Source organism: Microbacterium hatanonis (genome assembly GCF_008017415.1).
In the GTDB taxonomy this organism is placed as follows: domain Bacteria; phylum Actinomycetota; class Actinomycetes; order Actinomycetales; family Microbacteriaceae; genus Microbacterium; species Microbacterium hatanonis.
Window position 1 is genome coordinate 1,908,974 of sequence record NZ_VRSV01000001.1, and the last position, 19,787, is coordinate 1,928,760.

The 19,787-nt window shown below is 70.6% G+C and carries 19 protein-coding genes; 7 read left to right on the forward strand and 12 right to left on the reverse strand.

Annotated elements, in window-relative coordinates; translation table 11 throughout:
* The first annotated feature begins 33 nt into the window (after positions 1 to 33).
* Together FVP77_RS09245 and FVP77_RS09250 are read left to right on the forward strand one after the other, a co-directional pair.
* A complete protein-coding gene (locus FVP77_RS09245; RefSeq protein ID WP_147894202.1) occupies positions 34 to 1,098 on the forward strand; it encodes a M4 family metallopeptidase in 1,065 nt (354 codons plus the stop codon).
* Between the two features lie 10 nt (positions 1,099 to 1,108).
* Entirely contained in the window at positions 1,109 to 1,408 is a 300-nt protein-coding gene (locus FVP77_RS09250; protein WP_246134033.1) for a protealysin inhibitor emfourin, read from the forward strand.
* Positions 1,409 to 1,417: 9 nt separating this feature from the next.
* Here the strand turns inward: FVP77_RS09250 and FVP77_RS09255 are convergent, their stop codons facing one another.
* From FVP77_RS09255 to FVP77_RS09265, 3 genes are all read right to left on the reverse strand, one after another.
* A complete protein-coding gene (locus tag FVP77_RS09255; RefSeq protein WP_147894204.1) occupies positions 1,418 to 2,026 on the reverse strand; it encodes a GNAT family N-acetyltransferase in 609 nt (202 codons plus the stop codon).
* 210 nt (positions 2,027 to 2,236) lie between these two features.
* The gene (locus tag FVP77_RS09260) at positions 2,237 to 2,929 is read right to left on the reverse strand and encodes a uracil-DNA glycosylase (RefSeq protein ID WP_187266862.1); all 693 of its coding nucleotides are present in this window, start codon (positions 2,927 to 2,929) and stop codon (positions 2,237 to 2,239) included.
* A 4-nt stretch (positions 2,930 to 2,933) separates the two neighbouring features.
* Positions 2,934 to 3,419, reverse strand: a complete 486-nt coding sequence (locus FVP77_RS09265) for a phosphoribosyltransferase (protein WP_147894517.1) — start codon at positions 3,417 to 3,419, stop codon at positions 2,934 to 2,936.
* A gap of 95 nt (positions 3,420 to 3,514) precedes the next feature.
* On the opposite strand from FVP77_RS09265, the gene FVP77_RS09270 reads away from it, so the two are divergent.
* On the forward strand, positions 3,515 to 5,005 hold the full coding sequence (locus tag FVP77_RS09270; protein ID WP_187266863.1) for an MFS transporter: 1,491 nt from the start codon (positions 3,515 to 3,517) through the stop codon (positions 5,003 to 5,005).
* On the opposite strand, the gene FVP77_RS09275 is transcribed toward FVP77_RS09270, so the two are convergent.
* A complete protein-coding gene (locus FVP77_RS09275) occupies positions 5,002 to 5,778 on the reverse strand; it encodes an SDR family oxidoreductase (RefSeq protein ID WP_187266864.1) in 777 nt (258 codons plus the stop codon). The genes FVP77_RS09270 and FVP77_RS09275 overlap by 4 nt on opposite strands.
* Positions 5,779 to 5,920: 142 nt before the next feature.
* Here FVP77_RS09275 and FVP77_RS09280 point away from each other — a divergent pair, with 142 nt between their 5' ends.
* Positions 5,921 to 7,243, forward strand: a complete 1,323-nt coding sequence (locus FVP77_RS09280) for a bifunctional o-acetylhomoserine/o-acetylserine sulfhydrylase (protein WP_147894205.1) — start codon at positions 5,921 to 5,923, stop codon at positions 7,241 to 7,243.
* 179 nt (positions 7,244 to 7,422) lie between these two features.
* On the opposite strand, the gene FVP77_RS09285 is transcribed toward FVP77_RS09280, so the two are convergent.
* On the reverse strand, positions 7,423 to 8,121 hold the full coding sequence (locus tag FVP77_RS09285; RefSeq protein ID WP_147894206.1) for an SDR family NAD(P)-dependent oxidoreductase: 699 nt from the start codon (positions 8,119 to 8,121) through the stop codon (positions 7,423 to 7,425).
* A 144-nt stretch (positions 8,122 to 8,265) separates the two neighbouring features.
* Between FVP77_RS09285 and metX the strand changes: the two genes are divergently transcribed.
* Positions 8,266 to 9,471, forward strand: coding sequence for a homoserine O-acetyltransferase MetX (gene metX / locus FVP77_RS09290; RefSeq protein WP_147894207.1), 1,206 nt, complete (start codon positions 8,266 to 8,268; stop codon positions 9,469 to 9,471).
* On the opposite strand, the gene FVP77_RS09295 is transcribed toward metX, so the two are convergent.
* The 4 genes from FVP77_RS09295 to FVP77_RS09310 are packed head-to-tail and all read right to left on the reverse strand — an operon-like array spanning position 9,468 to position 13,216.
* Positions 9,468 to 10,691 carry an MFS transporter gene (locus FVP77_RS09295; RefSeq protein ID WP_147894208.1) on the reverse strand — a complete coding sequence of 408 codons (1,224 nt, stop codon included), beginning with the start codon at positions 10,689 to 10,691 and terminating at the stop codon, positions 9,468 to 9,470. The genes metX and FVP77_RS09295 overlap by 4 nt on opposite strands.
* Complete coding sequence (locus FVP77_RS09300) at positions 10,688 to 11,029, reverse strand: thiamine-binding protein (RefSeq protein WP_147894209.1); 342 nt, start codon at positions 11,027 to 11,029, stop codon at positions 10,688 to 10,690. The genes FVP77_RS09295 and FVP77_RS09300 overlap by 4 nt, the downstream gene beginning before the upstream one ends.
* 4 nt (positions 11,030 to 11,033) lie before the next feature.
* Positions 11,034 to 12,263 carry a DUF2029 domain-containing protein gene (locus tag FVP77_RS09305; protein WP_187266865.1) on the reverse strand — a complete coding sequence of 410 codons (1,230 nt, stop codon included), beginning with the start codon at positions 12,261 to 12,263 and terminating at the stop codon, positions 11,034 to 11,036.
* 59 nt (positions 12,264 to 12,322) lie between these two features.
* Positions 12,323 to 13,216, reverse strand: coding sequence for an ADP-dependent NAD(P)H-hydrate dehydratase (locus FVP77_RS09310; RefSeq protein WP_147894211.1), 894 nt, complete (start codon positions 13,214 to 13,216; stop codon positions 12,323 to 12,325).
* A 28-nt stretch (positions 13,217 to 13,244) separates the two neighbouring features.
* On the opposite strand from FVP77_RS09310, the gene FVP77_RS09315 reads away from it, so the two are divergent.
* Positions 13,245 to 14,309, forward strand: a complete 1,065-nt coding sequence (locus FVP77_RS09315) for an NADH:flavin oxidoreductase/NADH oxidase (protein ID WP_147894212.1) — start codon at positions 13,245 to 13,247, stop codon at positions 14,307 to 14,309.
* 144 nt (positions 14,310 to 14,453) lie between these two features.
* Here the strand turns inward: FVP77_RS09315 and FVP77_RS09320 are convergent, their stop codons facing one another.
* Both FVP77_RS09320 and FVP77_RS09325 read right to left on the reverse strand, forming a co-directional pair.
* Positions 14,454 to 15,509 carry a hemolysin family protein gene (locus FVP77_RS09320; protein WP_147894213.1) on the reverse strand — a complete coding sequence of 352 codons (1,056 nt, stop codon included), beginning with the start codon at positions 15,507 to 15,509 and terminating at the stop codon, positions 14,454 to 14,456.
* On the reverse strand, positions 15,506 to 16,849 hold the full coding sequence (locus FVP77_RS09325; protein ID WP_147894520.1) for a hemolysin family protein: 1,344 nt from the start codon (positions 16,847 to 16,849) through the stop codon (positions 15,506 to 15,508). Before FVP77_RS09325 ends, FVP77_RS09320 begins: the two co-directional genes overlap by 4 nt.
* Before the next feature lie 325 nt (positions 16,850 to 17,174).
* Between FVP77_RS09325 and FVP77_RS09330 the strand changes: the two genes are divergently transcribed.
* Positions 17,175 to 18,122 (forward strand): hypothetical protein, encoded by a 948-nt coding sequence (locus FVP77_RS09330; RefSeq protein ID WP_147894214.1) that lies wholly within the window; start codon positions 17,175 to 17,177, stop codon positions 18,120 to 18,122.
* A 115-nt stretch (positions 18,123 to 18,237) separates the two neighbouring features.
* Here FVP77_RS09330 and guaB1 read toward each other — a convergent pair whose 3' ends face one another.
* Positions 18,238 to 19,692: a GMP reductase gene (guaB1, locus tag FVP77_RS09335; RefSeq protein ID WP_147894215.1), complete on the reverse strand. Its 1,455-nt coding sequence runs from the start codon at positions 19,690 to 19,692 to the stop codon at positions 18,238 to 18,240.
* Between the last annotated feature and the right edge of the window lie 95 nt (positions 19,693 to 19,787).

The window sequence follows — 19,787 nt, forward strand, 5'->3', positions numbered from 1 at the left end:
CGAGGTGTCGGAACCGACGGTTAGTGTTCGGACATGTCCCCCGCGATCATCCCCCCGTTCTTGCTCGATCGGCTCGCCGAAACCGATCATCCCCGCTTCGCCCGCGCTGCGGCAGCCGCACGGGCGACCCTCGCGGTCGGGCGTCCCGACCGTCCCGTGCGCGCGCGTCTGCGACTGTCGATCGACGAATCCGGAACCCTGGTCGCCGAGGCCGCCCCGGGTCCTGACCGCGTCGTGTTCGATGCCGGCAACACCGAGCGGCTTCCGGGAGCGATCGTGCGGTCCGAAGACGATCCGGCCACCGGCGACGCGGCAGCCGACGAAGCCTTCGACGGCCTCGGCGCCACCTTCGACTTCTTCTGGGACGCTTTCTCGAGAGACGGGATCGACGCCAGCGGCGGCGCCCTGCTGGCGACGGTGCACTTCGGCGAGGACTACGACAACGCGTTCTGGAACGGCGAGCGCATGGTCTTCGGCGACGGCGACGGCGAGGTGTTCACCGGCTTCACACGGTCGTTGAGCGTCATCGCGCACGAGCTCGCGCACGGGGTGACCGAGGCGGAGGGCGGCCTGGAGTACCAGGGGCAGTCGGGGGCGATCAACGAATCGCTGTCCGACGTGTTCGGCGTGCTGGCCGAGCAGCACCATCTCGGTCAGACCGCCGACAGGGCGACCTGGCTCGTCGGCCAGGGCATCTTCAGCGACGAGGTGCAGGGTGACGCCCTGCGTTCGCTGAAAGAGCCCGGCACGGCCTACGACGACGACGTGCTCGGCAGAGACCCGCAGCCCGGCCACATGCGCGACTACGTCGAGACGACCGACGACAACGGCGGGGTGCACATCAACTCGGGCATCCCGAACAAGGCGTTCTATCTCACGGCGACCGCTCTCGGCGGGCGCGCCTGGGAGCGCGCGGGACTGGTGTGGTACCGCACTCTCACGGGCGGCGCGCTGTCGTCGACCGCCGACTTCTCCGAGTTCGCACGAGCGACGATCGCGACGGCGACGGCGGAGTACGGTGAGGAGTCGGAGGAGGTCGCCGCCGTCCGGGCCGGGTGGACCGGGGTCGGCGTCATCGAGGATGCAGCGAGCGACTGAGCCGACGAGAGTGGTCGTCACCGTCGTGCGATCCGGCGGGATCGCCGGGCTGCGGCGGGAGTGGCGGGCAGAGCCGGCGCCCGACGCGGTCGATCGGTGGACCGCGCTGATCGACGGGTGCCCGTGGGACGACCCGCCTGCCGCGGAGCCCGGGGCCGATCGGTACCAGTGGAGCATCCGCGCGCGCCGAGACGACTCCCCTGTGCGCGAGGCACGCATCGGCGATGGCCACCTCGCCGGGCCATGGCGCACGCTCGTCGACGAGGTGCGCGCCGAGTCCCGCCCCCGTCGCCCCGATCGCGCGCGCTGAGGTCTCGCGTCAGCCGAAGAGGCGCTTCTTCTTCACCTTCGGCACGCTCAGCTGCAGGTAGACCACGCCCAGCCATCGACCGAACTTGAAACCGACCCGGCCCATCCGGCCGACCTCGACGAACCCGAGCTTCTGGTGCAGGGCGATCGACGCCTCGGCTCCCCGGTCGCTGATGGCCGCAACGATCTCGCGGATCCCGGCTTCCTGCGCGGCGGCGATGACGGCCTCCATCAGCGCACGCCCGAGCCCCTTGCCCGCGGCCGCCTGCCCGAGGTAGATCGAGTTCTCGACCGTGTAGCGATAGGCGGACTTGCTCTTCCACGGCTGCAGCAGCGCGTATCCGAGGATCTGGCCCGACGGCGACTGCGCGACCAGGAACGGCATGCCGAGCTTCTGGAGGTAGGCGTACTTCTCACGCCACTGCGCGAGGGTCCAGCGCTTCTCGTCGAACGTGACCATCGAGTTCGTCACGTAGTAGTTGTAGATCTCGCGGATGTCGGGGATGTCGCTCTCGCGCACCGGCCGGATCTCGTAGGTGAAGGGGCGTTCCGGCTCGGGCGCGCGGCGCAGATGCCAGGGAAGACGCCGACGGCTCTTGTCGTATTCGTCTTCCAGCATGACCGTCATTTTATGCTGTCTTACGGCTTCGCCCGGCCTCGCTCGGCCTAGCGGGCTGCGCGTCGTGCTCGGCGGTGACGCATGCCCGAGACGTCGGCCTGCGGCCGTCGTCTCCCGCCAGTCCCGATGCCAGCGTCTCCGCCGAGCACGACGCTCCGCCCGCAGCATCCCGTCCCGGCGGTGCCGCAACACCCGAGACGTCGCGGCAGTTCAGGCGGGCAGGCGCCAGTCCACCGGCGTCGCTCCCTGCCGCTCGAGCAGCGCGTTCGCCGTCGAGAAGGGCTTCGATCCGAAGAACCCGCGCCGCGCCGACAGCGGGGAGGGATGGGCGGAGGCGACGATCGGCGTATCCCCGAGCAGAGGACGGAGGTTCGCCGCATCCTTCCCCCACAGGATCGCCACCAGCGGCGCATCGCGCTCCACGAGGCTGCGGATCGCGAGCTCGGTCACCTTCTCCCATCCCCAGCCCCGGTGCGAACCCGCATCGCCGGGGGCGACGGTCAGCACGCGGTTGAGCAGCATGACTCCCTGGTCGCTCCACGCCGAGAGGTCGCCGTGCGGCGCGGGCGGGATGCCGAGATCGGACTCGAGCTCCGCGTAGATGTTCGACAGGCTCCGAGGGATGGGGCGGACGTGCCGGTCGACGGCGAACGAGAGCCCGATGGGGTTGCCCGGTGTCGGATACGGGTCCTGCCCGACGATCAGCACCTTCACGTCGGCACGCGGCCTTGCGAAGGCGCGCAGCACGTTCTCGCCCGCGGGCAGGTAGGAGCGACCCGCGGCCACCTCGCCTCGGAGCCGGTCGCCGAGCGCGGCGATGTCGTCGGCGACGGGTTCGAGCGCGGCGGCCCACCCGTCGTCGAGGAGGCCGGCCGCCGACAGCTCGGGCAGCGTCATCGCCACGGGGTCAGGCCTCGTCCTCTTCGATGACCGTCCCCTGCGCCGACCACGGGAAGTCGATCCACAGCGACGTCTCCTTCCAGGAGTAGTCGGGCTGGATGATCGTCGTCGGCTTCGTGTAGATGACGACCGAGCGCATGTCGGCACCGCGCTCGCGCAACATCTTCACCGCGAGGGCGAGCGTCCGGCCGCTGTCGGCGACGTCGTCGACGAGCAGCACTTTGCGGCCGCCGAGATACTCGGTGTCGAGTGCCGGGCGCAGCACCTCGGGGGCGTCGAGCACGGTTCCGATGCCGGTGTAGAACTCGACGTTCAGCGCTCCGCAGTTCTTGACCCCCAGCCCGTATGCGATGGATCCCGCCGGCAGCAGACCGCCGCGGGCGATCGCCACCACGACCTCGGGAACGAATCCGTCGGCGAGGATCTCGCGGGCCAGGTCTCGGGACGCGGCGCCGAACCCGTCCCACGTCAGTGTCTCGCGCTCATCACTCATGGCCATGGGGTCCTCCTCGGGGACGGTTCGCTCCAGCCTAGGCATCCGGCCCGCCGTGCCCGTATCCCGCCCGGTGCCCGGTGTACTCTCGCCCCATGTCACGCGCCTCGTCCGCCGCTGAACGCCTGCGCGGGTCCTCGTTCGGCATCACCGCCGGGCTCATCGGCTGGTTCGTCGTCGTCGAGATCACCAGCGGCATCCTGCAGGGCTACTACGTGCCCCTGCTCAGCGACATCGTGGTGCATCTCGGGGTGACCGACGCCGACGTCAACTGGTTCGAGGCGGCGCAGCTGCTGCTCTCGGCACTCGTGCTGCCGATCCTCGCCAAGCTCGGCGACATGTACGGGCACAAGAAGGTGCTGCTCGCGTCGGCGATCCTCACGGCCGGCGCGAGCTGGTGGCTCGTCTTCGCCGATTCGTTCACGACGTTCCTCATCGCGTGGGCGCTGCAGGGCTTCTACGTGGTGTGGCTCCCTCTCGAGATCGCCCTCGTGTTCGAGCGCGGGCGCCGTCAGGCTCGGGGCGTATCGCAGACGCGACGCGCGGCCGGTCTGCTCGTCGTGGGCCTTCAGGCCGGCGCGATCCTCGGCGCCCTCGCCGCCGGGCGCCTCTTCGCGGCGACGAGCGAGAACCTGCAGCTGACGCTCATGGTGCCGGCGGTGGCGGTCACGCTCGTCTGCGTGGTGATCTGGCTGGGTGTGCCCGAGTCCGAACCGGTGCCCGGGCGGCGCCTGGACATCGGTGGTTTCGTGCTCCTGGCTTTCGCGCTGCTGCTCATCACCGGAGCACTGTCGTTCCTCCGGGTGCCCGACGGGCCGGGTGCGGGCGTGGTCATCGCCCTGCTGGTCGCCGGCCTTGCAGCACTGGCCGCCTTCGTCTGGTACGAGCTGCGTCAGAGCGATCCGGCCGTCGACATCCGCGTGCTCGCGCGTCCCGAGATGTGGCCGGTGCAGGCGACCGCGTTCCTCGTCGGCATCAGCCTGCTCGGCGCGCAGGGCCCTCTCGCCACGTACGCCGGCACCGATTCGTCGCTCGGATACGGCCTCGGACTCGACGCCACCGACCGCTCCAACGTGATCGGCGTCTACCTCGTGTCGCTCATCGTCGGTGCCGTCCTCTTCGCGGTGTTCTCGCGCCGGGGCAACCCCCGCCTCATCCTCATCGGCGCCTCGGCGCTCGTCGGCATCGGCTACGCGCTCTTCGTCCCCTTCCACGTCGAGCTGTGGCAGGTGCTGGCGAACCTGTCGGTCGCGGGCATCGGCTCGGGGGCGCTCGTGGCGGCTCTGCCCGCCGCTGCCGCGGCTGCCGCGCCGCGCGGCCAGACCGGCATCGCGTCCGCGCTGACGAACACCACCAAGACGATCGGCGGCACGTTCGCCTCCGCCGTCTTCGGCGTGGTGCTCGCGGCGGGCGTCGGAGCCGCGGTCGCGAGCACCGCCGCGCCGCTCGTCGGCTACATGACCGTCTGGACCGTCTGCGCGGTCGGCGGATTCCTCGCCGCGGCGCTTCTCTTCTTCGTCCCGAAGGTCGCGTTCAGCGACGCCGACGCTGCGGACACGGCCGCCGGGCAGACGCGGGTGATCTAGTCCTGACGCACGCGCAGCGGTCCGCGGGCGAGCGCGTGCTGCGCGGACTGCGCGACCGGACGCAGCGTGACCAGATCGAGGTTGACGTGACCCGGCGCCTCGAGCGCGTAGGCGATCACATCGGCGACGTCCTCGCCGGTGAGCGGGTTCTCGACGTCCTCGTAGACGCGGTCGGCGGCGTTCTGGTCGCCGCGCAGACGATTGAGCGAGAACTCCTCGGTGGCGACCATGCCCGGCGCGATCTCGATGACGCGCAGCGGCTCGCCGTTCAGCTCGAGCCGCAGTGCGTGCACGAGCATCGCTTCCGCGGCCTTCGCCGCGTTGTAGCCCGCACCGCCCGGATAGGCGGTCTGCGCGGCGGTGGAGGTCACGAAGACCGTGTCGGCGTGCCCGTCGGATGCTGCGGCGTCGCGCAGCAGCGGAAGCAGGGCGGCGACGAGCCGCTGGGTCGAGACGACGTTGGCCTCGAACATCCACTGCCAGTCCGCCGGGTCGCCGTGCTCGACGAGGTCGGTCCCCCGGGCGCCGCCCGCCACCTGCACCAGCGCATGCACCGGTCCGGTCTCGGCGAGCCATCCGGCGAGGGCGTCGATGTCCTCGCCGCGCGTGAGGTCGGCCGCGTAGGCCACGATGCCGGTCTCGGCCTCGAGCGCCTCAAGACGCTCGGCCCGCCGGGCTACCCCCACCACGTCCCATCCCCGGGAGCGCAGCATCCGAGCCGTCGCCTCACCGATTCCGGAACTTGCACCCGTCACCACAACACGTCGCGTCATTAGAGCAACGCTACCCGCGCCCGGCTCCCCCGACGGCTGTTACGCCGCGTGTCCGCAGCGGTGGCCCCTCCGATGCGGCGTCCGTAGTCTCGCAGCAGGTCACCGCACCCGCCTGACCGAATCCGACTGCAGGAGCCCGATCATGTCCGCACCCGAGAACTGGCGATTCGAGACCAAGCAGATCCACTCGGGCGCCCAGCCCGACCCAGTGACAAAGGCGCGGGCCACTCCGATCTACCAGACGACCTCCTACGTCTTCGACAACGCCGACCACGCCGCGAACCTCTTCTCGCTGGCCGAGTTCGGCAACATCTACACGCGCATCCAGAACCCGACCCAGGCGGTCGTGGAGGAGCGCGTGGCGGCTCTGGAGGGCGGCACGGGTGCGCTCCTGGTCGCCAGCGGCCAGGCGGCCGAGACCTTCGCCGTGCTGAACATCGCCGAGGCCGGCGACCACATCGTGTCGTCGTCGTCGATCTACGGCGGCACCTACAACCTCTTCAAGTACACGCTGAAGAAGCTCGGCATCGACGTGACGTTCGTGGAGAACCAGGACGACGCCGAGGAATGGCGCGCCGCGGTGCGCCCGAACACGAAGCTGTTCTTCGCCGAGACCATCGGCAACCCCAAGATCAACGTGCTCGACATCCGTACGGTCGCCGACGTCGCGCACGCTGCGGGCGTGCCGCTGATCGTCGACAACACGATCGCGACCCCCTACCTCATCCGCCCGTTCGAGCACGGCGCCGACATCGTCGTGCACTCCGCGACGAAGTTCCTCGGCGGCCACGGCACGGTCATCGGCGGCGTCATCGTCGACGGCGGCTCGTTCAAGTGGTCGGACAACGTCGAGCGCTTCCCCGGCCTCACCGAGCCCGACCCCTCGTACCACGGCGCGAGCTACACCGCGGCGGTCGGTGACGGTCTCGCCTACGTCATCAAGGCCCGCGTGCAGCTGCTGCGCGACCTCGGTGCGGCGATCTCGCCGCAGAGCGCGTGGCTGCTCATCCAAGGCATCGAGACGCTGTCGCTGCGCATCGAGCGTCACGTGCAGAACGCCCAGGAGATCGCCGAGTGGCTCGAGGGCCAGCCCGACGTCGCCACGGTCAACTACTCGGGCCTTCCCACCTCCCCCTGGTACGCCGCCGCCAACACTTACGCCCCGAAGGGTGTCGGCGCGGTGCTGTCGTTCGAACTCAAGGGAGGCGTCGACGCGGGCCGGGAGTTCGTGAACTCCCTGACGCTGTTCAGCCACCTCGCGAACATCGGCGACGTGCGCTCCCTGGTGATCCACCCCGCCTCGACCACGCACTCGCAGCTCACGCCCGAGCAGCAGCTCACCACCGGCGTCACGCCGGGCCTCGTGCGGCTGTCGCTCGGACTCGAGAACATCGACGACCTCAAGGCCGACCTCTCGCAGGCCCTCGCTGCGGCGCGCCGCAGCGTGGATGCCGCGCGCGTCTGACCCGCAGCATCCGGATGCCCCGGCGCCCCGCAGGCGCCGGGGCATCCGTCTTTCCTCCCGGACGATCGGCAGCCCGCGCTCGTGCTGCCCATCGGTGCCGTCGCGGTGGATGAACGAACCGCGCCGGCACAGGACGGCAGCGCGGCCGATGGAGCATTCGCGATCGGGTGTCCGCGGGATCAGGCCCGCACCTTCGGTCGGAGGTGCCCGAGTCCCCCGTCGATGCCGAGCACCTGGCCCGTGATCCAGTCGTTCGCCGGGTCGAGGAGGAACTGCACTCCGCGCGCGACATCGTCCGGGTCGCCGAGGCGGCCGAGCGCGTGCATCGACTCCGAGACCTTGCGGGATCCTTCGCTGGCTGTGAGCGCAGAAGTCAGCGGCGTCCGGGTCAAGCCGGGCGCGACCGCGTTGATGCGGAGTCCCTGCGACGCATAGCTCGCCGCCGACGAGAGCATCAGCCCGATGACGCCGGCCTTCGCCGCCGCGATCGCATCGTGGTTCGGCAGTCCCGCCATCGCGGCCGCGGAGGAGACCAGCACGACCGCGCCGCCGGACCGCAGCTGCCGGCCGGCCGCACGGACGGTCGCGAACGCGGTCGTCAACGACGCGGCGATGATGCCGTCGTACTGTTCGCGGGATGTGAGGTGAGCGGGCTTGAGCAGCATGGATCCCGCGAAGCACGCGACACCGTCCAGGCGTCCGGCCTCGGCGAAAGCCCGCTCGACGGCCTCGAAGTCGGTCGCGTCGAGCACGATGTCGGGATCGCCGTTCCCGGCCTCGCGAGCCGTCGTCACCACCTCGTGACCCGCCGAGCGCAGCAGCTCGCACGTCGCCGCGCCGATACCGCTGGATGCGGCGATGATCAGATATCGCGCCATGGAGTACCTCCTCCGTCATTCTCTCCTCGTCCGGGCCGTTCGGGGAGAGTCGGTGCGATCGCGTCCACCCCGATCGTCCGTGTAACAGTTCGCGGGCGCACGGGTCGGACGGCCTAGCCTGGAAGGGCGCGAAAGGTAGTGCTCATGGACTGGCAGACGTCGGAGGATACGGTGCCGTCGGCACCGATCACGGAGGCCGACGCGCGCCTGCTCCTCGGCCGACCGCCGACGACGGGCGCCTGGCGCGACGGCGACCCGGTCGGCGACCGGCGGTTCGCGAGCTTCACCGGATTCCGCACCGAGGGAGGCGAGGAGCTCCCCTCCTGGCGCCTGTCGTACGAGACGTGGGGCGAGCTCTCCCCCGCCCGCGACAACGCCGTGCTGGTGCTCCACGCTCTCACCGGTGACAGCCATCTGCGAGGACCTGCCGGCCCCGGGCACCCCACGGCCGGTTGGTGGGAAGACCTCGTCGGCCCCGGCGCGCCCATCGACACCGACCGGTGGTTCGTCGTGGCCCCGAACATGCTCGGCGGCTGCCAGGGGTCGACGGGCCCGGCGAGCGTGGCACCCGACGGCTACGAATGGGCGGCTCGCTTCCCGTACCTGACCATCCGCGACCAGGTGAGCGCGCAGGCGCGCCTCGCCGACGCGCTCGGCATCGACGTATGGGCCGGGGTCATCGGCGGCTCGATGGGAGGCATGCACGCGCTCGAGTGGGCGATCGGCCACCCCGCGCGCGTCGAGCGTGCGGCCATCCTGTCGGCGCCCCCGGTGACCACCGCCGACCAGATCGCGCTCAACTCGGTGCAGCTGGAGGCCATCCGCATCGACCCGCGGTTCGCGGGCGGGGAGTACTACGACGCGGGCGACGGCGACGGTCCCCACCGCGGCCTCGCGCTCGCCCGCAGGATGGCGCTGCTGAACTACCGCAGTCCCACCGAGCTGAACCAGCGCTTCCAGCGTTCGTGGCAGTCGGGGGTCAGCCCGCTCGGTCGTGGGGGGAGGTTCGCGGTGGCGTCGTACCTCGATTTCCACGGCAACAAGTTCACGCGCCGCTTCGACGCGAACAGCTACCTGACGCTCGTCGACGCCATGAACTCGCACGACGTCGGGCGCGACCGCGACGGTATCGAAGACGCCCTGAAGCGGGTGACCGCGACCACCCTCGTGCTCGGGATCGACAGCGATCGCCTGTTCCCCATCGACGGACAGCACCGCATCGCCCGCAGCATCCCGAACACCCTCGACGGGCGCGAAGCGGTGACCATCTCGAGCGACTTCGGCCACGACGGCTTCCTCATCGAGACCGACGAGGTCGGCCTGCACCTGCGGCGCCTGTTCGCCGTCTAGACCGCGACGGGCTCCACCGCTCGCGCCTTCTCGACGCGGAAGCTCCAGACCGCGACGAGCAGCCCGCCGATCGCCAACACCGCGCCGACCCACGCGGGCGCGGCGAACCCGAGGCCGAGCGCGATCACGACGCCGCCCAGGAACGCACCGAGACTGTTGCCGATGTTCAGCGCCGAGTGGTTGAGCGCGGCGGCGATCGACTGGTTGTCCCCCGCGACGTCCATGAGCCGGGTCTGTATCGCCGGGCTCAGCGCCGACCCGACGAAGCTGACCGCGAAGGCGAAGAGGGCGAGGGTCACGACCCACCCGGCCGTGAGGGCGAGCAGGGCCGAGGCCGCCGCCATCGCGACCAGCCCGATGAGCAGCCACTTCTTCAGGTTCACGTCGGCGAGATGTCCGCCGACGATGTTGCCGATCGTCATGCCGACGCCCACGACGACGAGCACGATCGACACCGCCCACTCGGGCGATCCGGCGAGCTCCGTCACCATGGGCGCGATGTAGCTGTACATCGCGAAGAATCCCCCGAAGCCGACCGCTCCGATGCCGAGTGCGAACCAGACCTGACCGACCCGGAACACCTTCAGCTCGTCGCGCAGTCGGCGACCGGGATCGCCGGGGTGCTCGGGCACGAACAGCACGATCGCGAGGGTCGCGAGGGCGAACACGCCGCCGACGACGAGGAACGCGAGCCGCCACCCGAAGTTCTGACCGAGCAGGGTTCCCAGCGGGACGCCGACCACGTTCGCAACCGTCAGACCGGTGAGGACGAACGCGACGCCCTTCGCGCGGTTGCCGGGGCCGAGCACGTCGGCGGCGACGAGGGCTCCGATGCCGAAGTAGGCGCCGTGCGGGAGCCCGGCGAGGAGTCGGGATGCGGCGACCAGCTCGTACGTCGGAGCGATCACCGTCAGCAGGTTGAACACCGTCAGTGCGAGCGCCAGCACGATCATCACGCGATGCCGCGGGAAGCGGGCGACGGAGCCGGCGATCGTCGGGGCCCCGATGACGACGCCGAGGGCGTAGAGCGAGATGAGCCAGCCGGCCTGCGCGATCGCGTCGTCGGGGTTCGCGGCCCAGGCGGTGGGAAGCAGCTCCGACGCGACGTTGGGGAGCAGCCCCATCATCACGAACTCGGTCATGCCGATGCCGAAGCTGCCGATGGCGAGCGAGAGGAGCGCCCGCATCGCCGCCCCCCTCGAGAGGATCGAGGAGGTCATTCCTCGATGGTAGACCCGCCCGCGTCGGTCTGACGAATCGATTCGATAGCGTTCTCGAGCCGCTCGATCTTCCCGTCGATCTCGCCCGTGCGTCCGGGGCGGATGTCGGCCTTCAGCACGAGCGACACGCGCGAGCCGAAGGGCATCACGGCCTCGGTCGCGCGGCGCACGACGTCGAACACCTCGTCCCACTCCCCCTCGATCTCGGTGAACATCGACGTGGTGCGGTTCGGCAGGCCCGACGCGCGGACGACCTCGACCGCGGCGGCGACGGCGTCGTGCACCGAGCCGTCGGCGTTGCCGGATCCGGACGGGGCGACGGAGAAGGCGATGAGCATGGGGTCAGCCTTTCACGGCGGCGGGCCGCCGGAAACGAAGGGATGCTGCGTGGGCGCGCGTGCGCACCCGGGCGAGCCGGTAGACGGTCCAGGCGAACAGCACCACGAGGAGGACGTTGCGGAGGTTCACCAGGAGCACGGCGCCGATCTGCGCGACGAGCAGTCCGTCGTAGGCGAGCGGGTACACGCCCTGCGTGAGTCCGGCGATGGCGAGCATGAGGATCGCGGGCTTGGCCCAGTGAGCACGATCGATGACGAGCCCGACGATCACGGGCGTCACGAGCCACACGATGTACTGGGGCGACCCGACCTTGTTGAACACGATGAACCCGAGCACGAGACCCAGGGTGAGCGCCGGGAAGACCGCCGCGAAACTCGCGCCCCGGATCGATTTGACCGCCCCGATCACGAACACCGAACCCATCGCCAGCAGCATGAGGGGGGTCATCGCGGCGATGACCGCGTCGACGTTCGGGCCGGTCACCTGGAAGGTCAGGATGTTCGGCTCGTAGTAGACGCTCGCCCCCTCGACGCCCAGCGAGGCCAAGAGCATGTAGAAGCCGCTGACCGGGGCCTCGATCTGCAGGCCCCGGTTGGTCTGCTCCGTCACGAACGCGAACGCGTACGACCCGCCCCCGGCGAGGAACACGACCGCCAGCGTGACGGCCGAGACGACGAGAGCCCCGCCGATGACGGTGAAGCGCCGTCGCAGCGTCACGACGGCGGCGGCCAGCACGGCGGCCGGCCACACCTTGATCCACGTCGCCACGGCGAGCAGGATCGCCCCGAGCCAGGGGCGACCGACGAGCCACAGCGATCCGGCGAGGGCGAGCGGCACGGTGACCCCGTCGAGCCGGTACATTCCGACCGGGCCGAGGAGGAGGATCGCCGCGAGCCAGAACCACGCGCCGGTGACACGCCCGCGCGAGCGCGCCGTGCCCACCAGCATCCGGAACACCACCGCATCGATGAGCGTGACGAAGACCGCCCAGCCGGCGGTGTACGTCAGGAACCCGAAGGCCCAGGCGAGCACCAGGGGCACGAGGGCGAGCTGCGGGTAGACCCACGGCTCGGTGATGCCGACGATGCCACCGCCCGTCAGCGCACGTGCCGACCAGGGTTCGTAGACGAGGTAGACGTCACCCATCGGTCCGCTCGGCAGGATGTACCCGGCCACGGCGACAGCCGCATGGACCACCACGAAGGCGATCCACAACACACCCCGCCTCGACACGGCGTCCATCCTAAGCGCGACCGCCTGAGCGCCCGCACCGCGCGACGCGCGACGACTCCTCAGCGCCCGCGGCGGGCGAGCACCGCGGCGACGGCGCCGGGGAGCTCCGTCGTGATGTCGAGGGCGGTGATCGGTCCGCCCGCCGCGCCGTGCCGTCCCGCCGCGGACGTCGCCGCCCGGCCGTGCAGCCACGCACCCGTGGCGGCGAGCGCACCCAGGCTCTCCGCGTCGGCCAGCGGCTCGACGGCGGCCGACGCCACGACAGCGCCGATGATCCCGCCGAGCACGTCGCCCGTTCCGGCGGTCGCGAGCCACGGAGTGCCGGCCGTCACCCGCGCCGTCCATCCGCCGGGAGTGGCGACGATCGTGCGCGCACCCTTCAGCAGCACCGTCGCCCCCAGCGTGCGCGCCGTCTCGAGCGCCGCTCGCTGCCGCCCGGTGTCGTCGGCGTCACCTCCGACCGGCGGGAGTCCGATGCTCTCGCGGAGGCGGTCGTGCTCGCGTCCGTGCGGGGTGACGATGCGGGGCGCGGAGCCGACGCCGGCGAGATCGAGAGCGCCCGCGTCGACGACGACGGGGACATCGGAGGCGAGGATGCGGCGCAGCGCCGCGTCTTCCGCCTCCGGCCGGTCTGCGGCATCCGTGCCCGACCCGATGAGCCATGCCTGCACGCGACCGTCGGCCGTCACGGTTTCGGGCCGACGGGCGAGGATGAGATCCTGCGCGCGCTCGGGGCCGAGGTAGCGCACCATGCCCAGGCCCGTGCGCCACGCGGCCTCCACGCCGAGCACGGCGGCCCCGGGGTAGCGGGTCGAGCCGGTTCGGACACCGAGCACCCCACGGGAATACTTGTCGTCCGTCGCCGTTGGCACCCGGAGGACGCCCGATGTTCGCTCCGCGGTCCACTCGGCGGCCGTGGCATCGATCGCGGCTTCGAGCCCCTCACCAGACATGGCCCACACCCTACGCGCCGGAGGCACCATGAGCATCCTCTTCTCCCCCCTCACGATCGGTGCGACGACGTTCCGCAACCGGCTGTGGGTGGCCCCCATGTGCCAGTACAGCGCCACCGACGGCATGCCCGGCGAATGGCACCACATGCACCTCGCACAGTTCGCCTCCGGCGGCGCGGGCCTGGTCGTCTCCGAAGCCGCCGCCGTGTCGCCGGAGGGGCGCATCTCGCCCGAGGACGTCGGCATCTGGAACGACGCCCAGCAGGCGGCCTGGGCCCCGATCGCCTCCGCGATCCGCTCCCGCGGGGCCGTCGCCGGCATCCAGCTCGCCCACGCCGGACGCAAGGCCTCGACATGGTCGCCGTTCTCCGGCGAGCGAGGAACCGTGCCCTCCGACCGGGGCGGTTGGCAGACCGTCGCGCCATCGGCGGTCGCCTTCGAGGGATACGCGACTCCCGCAGAGCTCGATCACACCGGGATCGACCACGTGGTGGCGAACTTCGCCTCCGCCGCGCGCCGCGCGGCAGCCGCCGGCTTCACGGTGCTCGAGATCCACGCCGCGCACGGATACCTGCTCCACCAGTTCCTCTCGCCGCTGTCGAACCTGCGCACCGACGAGTACGGCGGGTCGTTCGAGAACCGCACCCGGCTGCTGCGCCGTGTGGTCACGGCGGTGAAGGATGCCGCGCCCGGCGCGCTCGTCGCTGTGCGGTTCTCCGCGACCGACTGGGCGGACGGCGGATGGGACGTCGACGACACCGTGCGCGCGGCCGCACTCGTGCAGGACCTCGGCGCGGAGCTCATCGACGTCTCCAGCGGCGGGCTCGTCGCCCACCAGCAGATCACCACCGGACCGGGCTACCAGGTCCCCTTCGCTGCGGCCGTGCGTGCCGGGGTCGACATCGCCGTGAACGCCGTCGGCATGATCGACACGGGCGCGCTCGCCGAAGAGGTGCTCGCGCATGGTGACGCCGACGCGATCATGTCGGCGCGCGAGTGGCTCCGCGACCCGCACTTCGCCCTCCGCGCCGCCGGCGAGCTGGGCGCCGACGTCTCGTGGCCCCCGCAGTACGAGCGCGCCCGCCGTCGCTGAGGCCCCCGCAGCATCCGGCCATCGCCCCCGTCCGCTTCTCCACCGGCAGGAATGTGGCGCATTCCGGCGACTGACCCCATCAATTCCTAGGGTCAGTCGCCGGAAGGTGTGGCGATCGCGGGGATCTCTCCCTCGCACGACGCGTCAGCGCCGACGAGCAGTGGCGTCCTGCACCTCGCCGACGAGCTCTTCGATGATGTCCTCGAGGAACAGCACCGCGGTCGTCTCACCCGATTCGTTGCGCACCTGCGCGAGGTGACGGCCGGCGCGCCGCATGAGCGCGAGGGCGTCCTCGAGGTCGGTCGACTCCATCACGGGCACCATGTGGTGGATCCGCTTCGACGGCAGCGGACGAGCGACGTCGGTCACGGCGCCCTCCACCTCGGCGGCACGGAGCACGTCCTTCAGATGCACGTAGCCGACGGGCATGTTCTCGGCATCCACGATCACGTAGCGCGAGTACCCGTGCTTCGCGACGGCCCGCTCGATCTCGTCGGGCGTCGTCGTCTCGGGGAGGGTCACCAGGTCGGCCAGCGGCACCGCCACGTCGCGACTCTTCTTGTCGGTGAACTCCACGACGGCCGCCACTGTGCCGGCCAGGTCGTCGAGCACGCCCTCTCGACGCGACTGGTTCACGATCGTCGCGACCTCGTCGAGGGTGAAGGTGGATGCTGCCTCGTCCTTCGGCTCGACACGGAACAGGCGCAGCACGTGGTTGGCGATCCAGTTCAGCGTGACGATGATCGGTCGGAAGACCTTCGAGACGGCCACGAGCGGCGGGGCGAGCATCAGCACGGCCCGGTCGGGCAACGAGAACGCGAGGTTCTTCGGCACCATCTCGCCGAACACGACGTGCAGGTACGACACGATCAGCAGCGCGACGATGAAGGCGGTCACGTCGACCGCGACCTCTCCCATGCCGGTGAGGCCCAGAGGTTCGGCCAGCAGGTGGTGGATGGCCGGCTCGGACACGTTCAGGATCAGCAGCGAGCAGATCGTGATGCCCAGCTGGCAGGTCGCGAGCATGAGCGTGGCGTGCTCCATCGCCCACAGCGCGGTCTTGGCGGCGCGCGATCCGCGCTCCGCCAGCGGCTCGATCTGCGAGCGCCGGGCCGAGATGACGGCGAACTCGGCGCCGACGAAGAAGGCGTTGGCGACCAGGAGGACGACGAGCCAGGCGATTCCTGCCCAATCGTTCATCGTTGGTCACCCCCCTTCGCCGCGCGCACCAGGTCGCCGACGTTCTCCTCCACGGGACTCGGGGTGAACGCCACGCGGTCGATGCGACGGCCGTCCATCCGGATGACGGTGAGGGTGCCGTCCTCGACGGGCACGCTGTCGCCGACGACCGGGATGCGTTCGAGCTCGGCCATCATGTATCCCCCGACGGTGTCGTAGACGTCGCCCTCGGGAACGCGGACGCCCGCGCGGTCGAGCACCTCATCGGGCCGCAGATCGCCCGGGATGTTGATCGACCCACCGGTGCGGACCACTCCGGCACGCGAGCGGTCGTGCTCGTCGAGCACCTCGCCCACGATCTCCTCGACGAGGTCTTCGAGGGTCACGACGCCGGCGGTGCCGCCGTACTCGTCGACGACGACGGCCATCTGGTAGCCCCGGGCGCGGAGTTCGGCCACGAGAGCGTCGAGGTGCACCGTCTCGGGAACACGCAGCGGCTCTGTGGCCAGCGCAGCAGCGGGGACGTCGGCCCGGCGGTCGCGCGGAACGCCGATCGCGGCCTTCAGGTGCACGATGCCGACGATGTCGTCCATCGAGTCCTGGTAGACGGGGAACCGGCTGTGCCCCGTGCGGCGGGCGAGCTGCACCACGTCGTCGGCGGAATCGTCGGCCGACAGGGCGTGCACGCTCGGACGCGGCGTCATCACGTCGGCGGCGCTCAGGCGCGCGAACGTGAGGCTGCGGTCGAGGAGCGACGCGGTGTCCTCCTCGAGCATCCCCGCGCTCGCCGAACGGCGGACGAGGCTCGAGAGCTCCTCGGCCGTGCGGGCGCCCGAGAGCTCTTCCTTCGGCTCGACGCCCATCGCGCGGAGGATGCCGTTCGCGCTGCCGTTGAGCACCACGATCGCGGGGCGGAAGACGGCGGTGAACGCGACCTGGAAGGGAATGACGAGCTTCGCCGTCTGCCGCGGGATCGCGAGGGCGAAGTTCTTCGGCACCAGCTCGCCGAGGATCATCGACAGGATCGTCGCGACCGACACACCGAGGATCGCCGAGAAGGGCGTGACGAATCCGTCAGCCCAGCCCCACGAGGTGAAGATCGGGCGGATGAGACTCGAGATCGCCGGCTCCATCGTGTAACCGGTCAGCAGCGTCGTCAGCGTGATGCCCAGCTGCGCGCTGGAGAGATGCGTCGAGGTGATGCGCAGCGCCGCGATCGTCAGCGACAGTCGCGACTCACCAGCATCCTGTCGCTTCTCGAGATCGGCGCGATCCAGATTGACCAGCGCGAACTCGCTCGCAACGAACAGACCCGTTCCGACCGTGAGCAGAAGCCCCACGCCCAGCATGACGAATTCCATCACGCACCACCTCCGCCCAGGGCGGAGAGAGGACAGTGGGGCAAGGATCTACAACTGGGAGGGTCGTCCATCGTCCCGCCATTCTATCCCGAGCATTCACCGCCCGGAGGGTGCTCGCGCGATCTCTCCCGGGCTGGAATGTGGCGCATTCCGCCGAATGACACCACAGGTTCGTACGGGCATTCACCGGGAAGTGGCGCAGTCGCGCACGGAGCCCCACCGCAGGCTCTCCTCCACAGGCGTGGGCTCGACGCGGCCTGTCCTCACCATCCCTGTATCCGACGAGCGGATGCTGCGGCTCGACCATGCTCGGCGAATGACCTGGATGGATCGTCCGCCCATCTCCACCGTCTTCCGACGACGAGAGCACGCGGAGGTGAACGAGCACAGACTCCGCCGAATCGTGGAGCGCGGCGAGGCCGTGCGGATCGCCCCCGGCTCGTACGTGTGGAGAAACACCTGGGACGCGGTCGACCCCCTGCAGAGGCACGCACAGCGGGTCTGGGAAGCGGCCGCACGCCTGCAACCCGGCGCGATCTTCGTACGTCACGCCGCGGCTGCCCTCTGGTCGATCGACACGCTCGGCGCGTGGCCGGGCCGCGTCGACGTCGCCGTCGACGACTCCGGCGGTGGCCGCTCGACCGGTCTCATCGTGAGGCATTCGCGCCGCGTCCCGGTCGACGGCATCGTCGCGTGGGGCGACCACTTCGTGACGACGCCCGCTCAGACGGTCATCGATATCGCAGCATCCCAGCCTTTCACCGTGGGGGTCGCCTCGGTCGACCAGGCGCTCTGGGAGCGCCGGATCGGCGGGGCGCTCGCGACCGCCGACGAGCTGTGGAACGCGGTCCACTCATTCGTCGGGCGCGGCAACGTGCGTGTCAATCGTGTCGCGCAGTTCGCCGATGCCCGGTCGGCGAACGTGCGGGAATCGCAGAGCCGGGTCCTCATCCACGCCCTGGGTTTCCCCGCCCCCGAGCTGCAGCAGCGCTTCGACCTACCCGGCGGAGGGGTCGCCTACTCCGACTTCTGGTGGCCGAAGTGGCGCGTGATCGGCGAGCTCGACGGCCTGACGAAGTACCTCGACGAACGGATGCGGGCAAGCCGCTCGCCGGCGCAGGTGCTCTCCGAGGAGAAAGACCGCGAGGACGAACTGCGACGACTCGTCCACCGCGTGGCGAGGTGGCGTGTCAGCGCCCTCGACTCCCCCGGCACCCTCTGGGACATCCTTACCGCTGCCGGCCTGCCCACCTCGGTGCGTCGTCCCGGCTAAGAGAGCGACTGCGACAGCATCCTGCTTCTGACTGTACGAATTGCTGGTGTCAGTTGCAGGAATGCGCCACATTCCGACACTCGCGCTGAGCAGCGCGAGCACGGCGCGGCGGGCGTCACCAGGAGACGGGGAGCGCTTTGCCCTCCTCGTAGCCGGCCGCCGACTGCAGACCCACGCGGGCTCGATCGCGGAACTCCGGCACGGTGGCCGCACCGGCGTAGGTGAAGGAGGAGCGCACGCCCGAGGTGATCATGTCGAGCAGGTCCTCGAGGCCCGGACGCAGCGGGTCGAGGTAGATGCGCGACGACGAGATGCCCTCCGCGAAGAGCTCCTTGCGTGCCAGCTCGTACGGGTCGAGGCGCCCGAACCGCTCGTGCACGGCCTTCGTCGAGGCCATGCCCCACGACTCCTTGTAGATGCGCCCCTCGGCGTCGGTGAGCAGTTCGCCGGGCGCTTCGATGGTGCCCGCGAACCAGGAGCCGATCATGACGGATGCTGCTCCCGCCGCGAGTGCGAGAGCGACATCGCGCGGATAGCGCACTCCCCCGTCGGCCCAGACGTGCGCGCCGCGCGCGCGAGCGGCCTCGGCGGTCTCGAGTACGGCGGAGAACTGCGGACGCCCCACGGCGGTCATCATGCGCGTGGTGCACATCGCCCCCGGTCCGACGCCCACCTTGAGGATCGTCGCGCCGGCATCGACGAGGTCGTCCACGCCGTCGGCGGTGACGATGTTCCCCGCGACGATCGGCAGTCCGAGGTCGAGCGACGCCACCTCGCGCAGGGCGCGCAGCATCCCCTCCTGGTGCCCGTGGGCGGTGTCGAGCACGAGGACGTCGACGCCGGCTGCCGCGAGAGCGCGCGCCTTGGCGGCGGCGTCGCCGTTGATGCCGACCGCGGCGGCGACGATCAACCGCCCGGAGGCATCGACGGCCGGCGCGTAGAGCGTGGAGCGCAGAGCGCTGCGCCGGGACAGCGTTCCGACGAGATATCCGTGCTCGAGCACGCAGACCGTGTCGGCGTCCGCGGCCACGATGAGGTCGAAGGCGTGCCGTGCGGTCTCGACGTCGTGAGCGTCGATCGCCGGCGGGCGCCCGCGCACGAGGTCGCCCAATCGGGCGTCGGGCAGGGCCGTGCCGAGCCGGGTGGCCGAGACGGTGCCCACGACGTCGTCGATGTGCACCCGATCGGCGCTCTCCGCGACGACGATCCCGTGGCCCTCCGTCGGAGGCAGGAGGCGTGCGGCGTCGGAGACCGTCGCGTCGGGCGGGAGGACGAGAGCGCTGTCCCACCGCACCGGTTGGGCCTTCACCCACCGGATGGCCGCGTCGAGATCCTGCAGCGGGAGGTCCTGCGGCAGCACTCCGAGCCCGCCTCTGCGGGCGAGGGTGGCGGCGAGTCGCCGACCGGTGACGGAGTTCATGTTCGCCGAGACCAGCGGGATGCGCGCTCCGGTCCCGTCGCCCGGTGAGAGGTCGACGTCGAGCCGGCTCGTGACCGCCGACCGGCGCGGAACGAGGAACACGTCGGAATAGGTCAGATCGACCTCGGGCCGCTCTCCGTAGAACTCCATGCCTCCTACGCTACGCGCGGGTCGGCCGGCGTGCGCGAGGCCCGGCGACGAGGAGACCCCTCCGTCAACTGGGCTACGCTTGTGGGGCGGCGTGC

Coding starts and splice junctions, on each gene's coding strand:
- FVP77_RS09245 (WP_147894202.1), top strand. CDS start 34: ATGTCCCCCGCGATCATCCCCCCGTTCTTGCTCGATCGGCTCGCCGAA.
- FVP77_RS09255 (WP_147894204.1), bottom strand. CDS start 2,026: ATGCTGGAAGACGAATACGACAAGAGCCGTCGGCGTCTTCCCTGGCAT.
- FVP77_RS09265 (WP_147894517.1), bottom strand. CDS start 3,419: ATGAGTGATGAGCGCGAGACACTGACGTGGGACGGGTTCGGCGCCGCG.
- FVP77_RS09270 (WP_187266863.1), top strand. CDS start 3,515: ATGTCACGCGCCTCGTCCGCCGCTGAACGCCTGCGCGGGTCCTCGTTC.
- FVP77_RS09275 (WP_187266864.1), bottom strand. CDS start 5,778: ATGACGCGACGTGTTGTGGTGACGGGTGCAAGTTCCGGAATCGGTGAG.
- FVP77_RS09280 (WP_147894205.1), top strand. CDS start 5,921: ATGTCCGCACCCGAGAACTGGCGATTCGAGACCAAGCAGATCCACTCG.
- FVP77_RS09285 (WP_147894206.1), bottom strand. CDS start 8,121: ATGGCGCGATATCTGATCATCGCCGCATCCAGCGGTATCGGCGCGGCG.
- metX (WP_147894207.1), top strand. CDS start 8,266: ATGGACTGGCAGACGTCGGAGGATACGGTGCCGTCGGCACCGATCACG.
- FVP77_RS09295 (WP_147894208.1), bottom strand. CDS start 10,691: ATGACCTCCTCGATCCTCTCGAGGGGGGCGGCGATGCGGGCGCTCCTC.
- FVP77_RS09300 (WP_147894209.1), bottom strand. CDS start 11,029: ATGCTCATCGCCTTCTCCGTCGCCCCGTCCGGATCCGGCAACGCCGAC.
- FVP77_RS09310 (WP_147894211.1), bottom strand. CDS start 13,216: ATGTCTGGTGAGGGGCTCGAAGCCGCGATCGATGCCACGGCCGCCGAG.
- FVP77_RS09315 (WP_147894212.1), top strand. CDS start 13,245: ATGAGCATCCTCTTCTCCCCCCTCACGATCGGTGCGACGACGTTCCGC.
- FVP77_RS09320 (WP_147894213.1), bottom strand. CDS start 15,509: ATGAACGATTGGGCAGGAATCGCCTGGCTCGTCGTCCTCCTGGTCGCC.
- FVP77_RS09325 (WP_147894520.1), bottom strand. CDS start 16,849: ATGGAATTCGTCATGCTGGGCGTGGGGCTTCTGCTCACGGTCGGAACG.
- FVP77_RS09330 (WP_147894214.1), top strand. CDS start 17,175: ATGGATCGTCCGCCCATCTCCACCGTCTTCCGACGACGAGAGCACGCG.
- guaB1 (WP_147894215.1), bottom strand. CDS start 19,692: ATGGAGTTCTACGGAGAGCGGCCCGAGGTCGATCTGACCTATTCCGAC.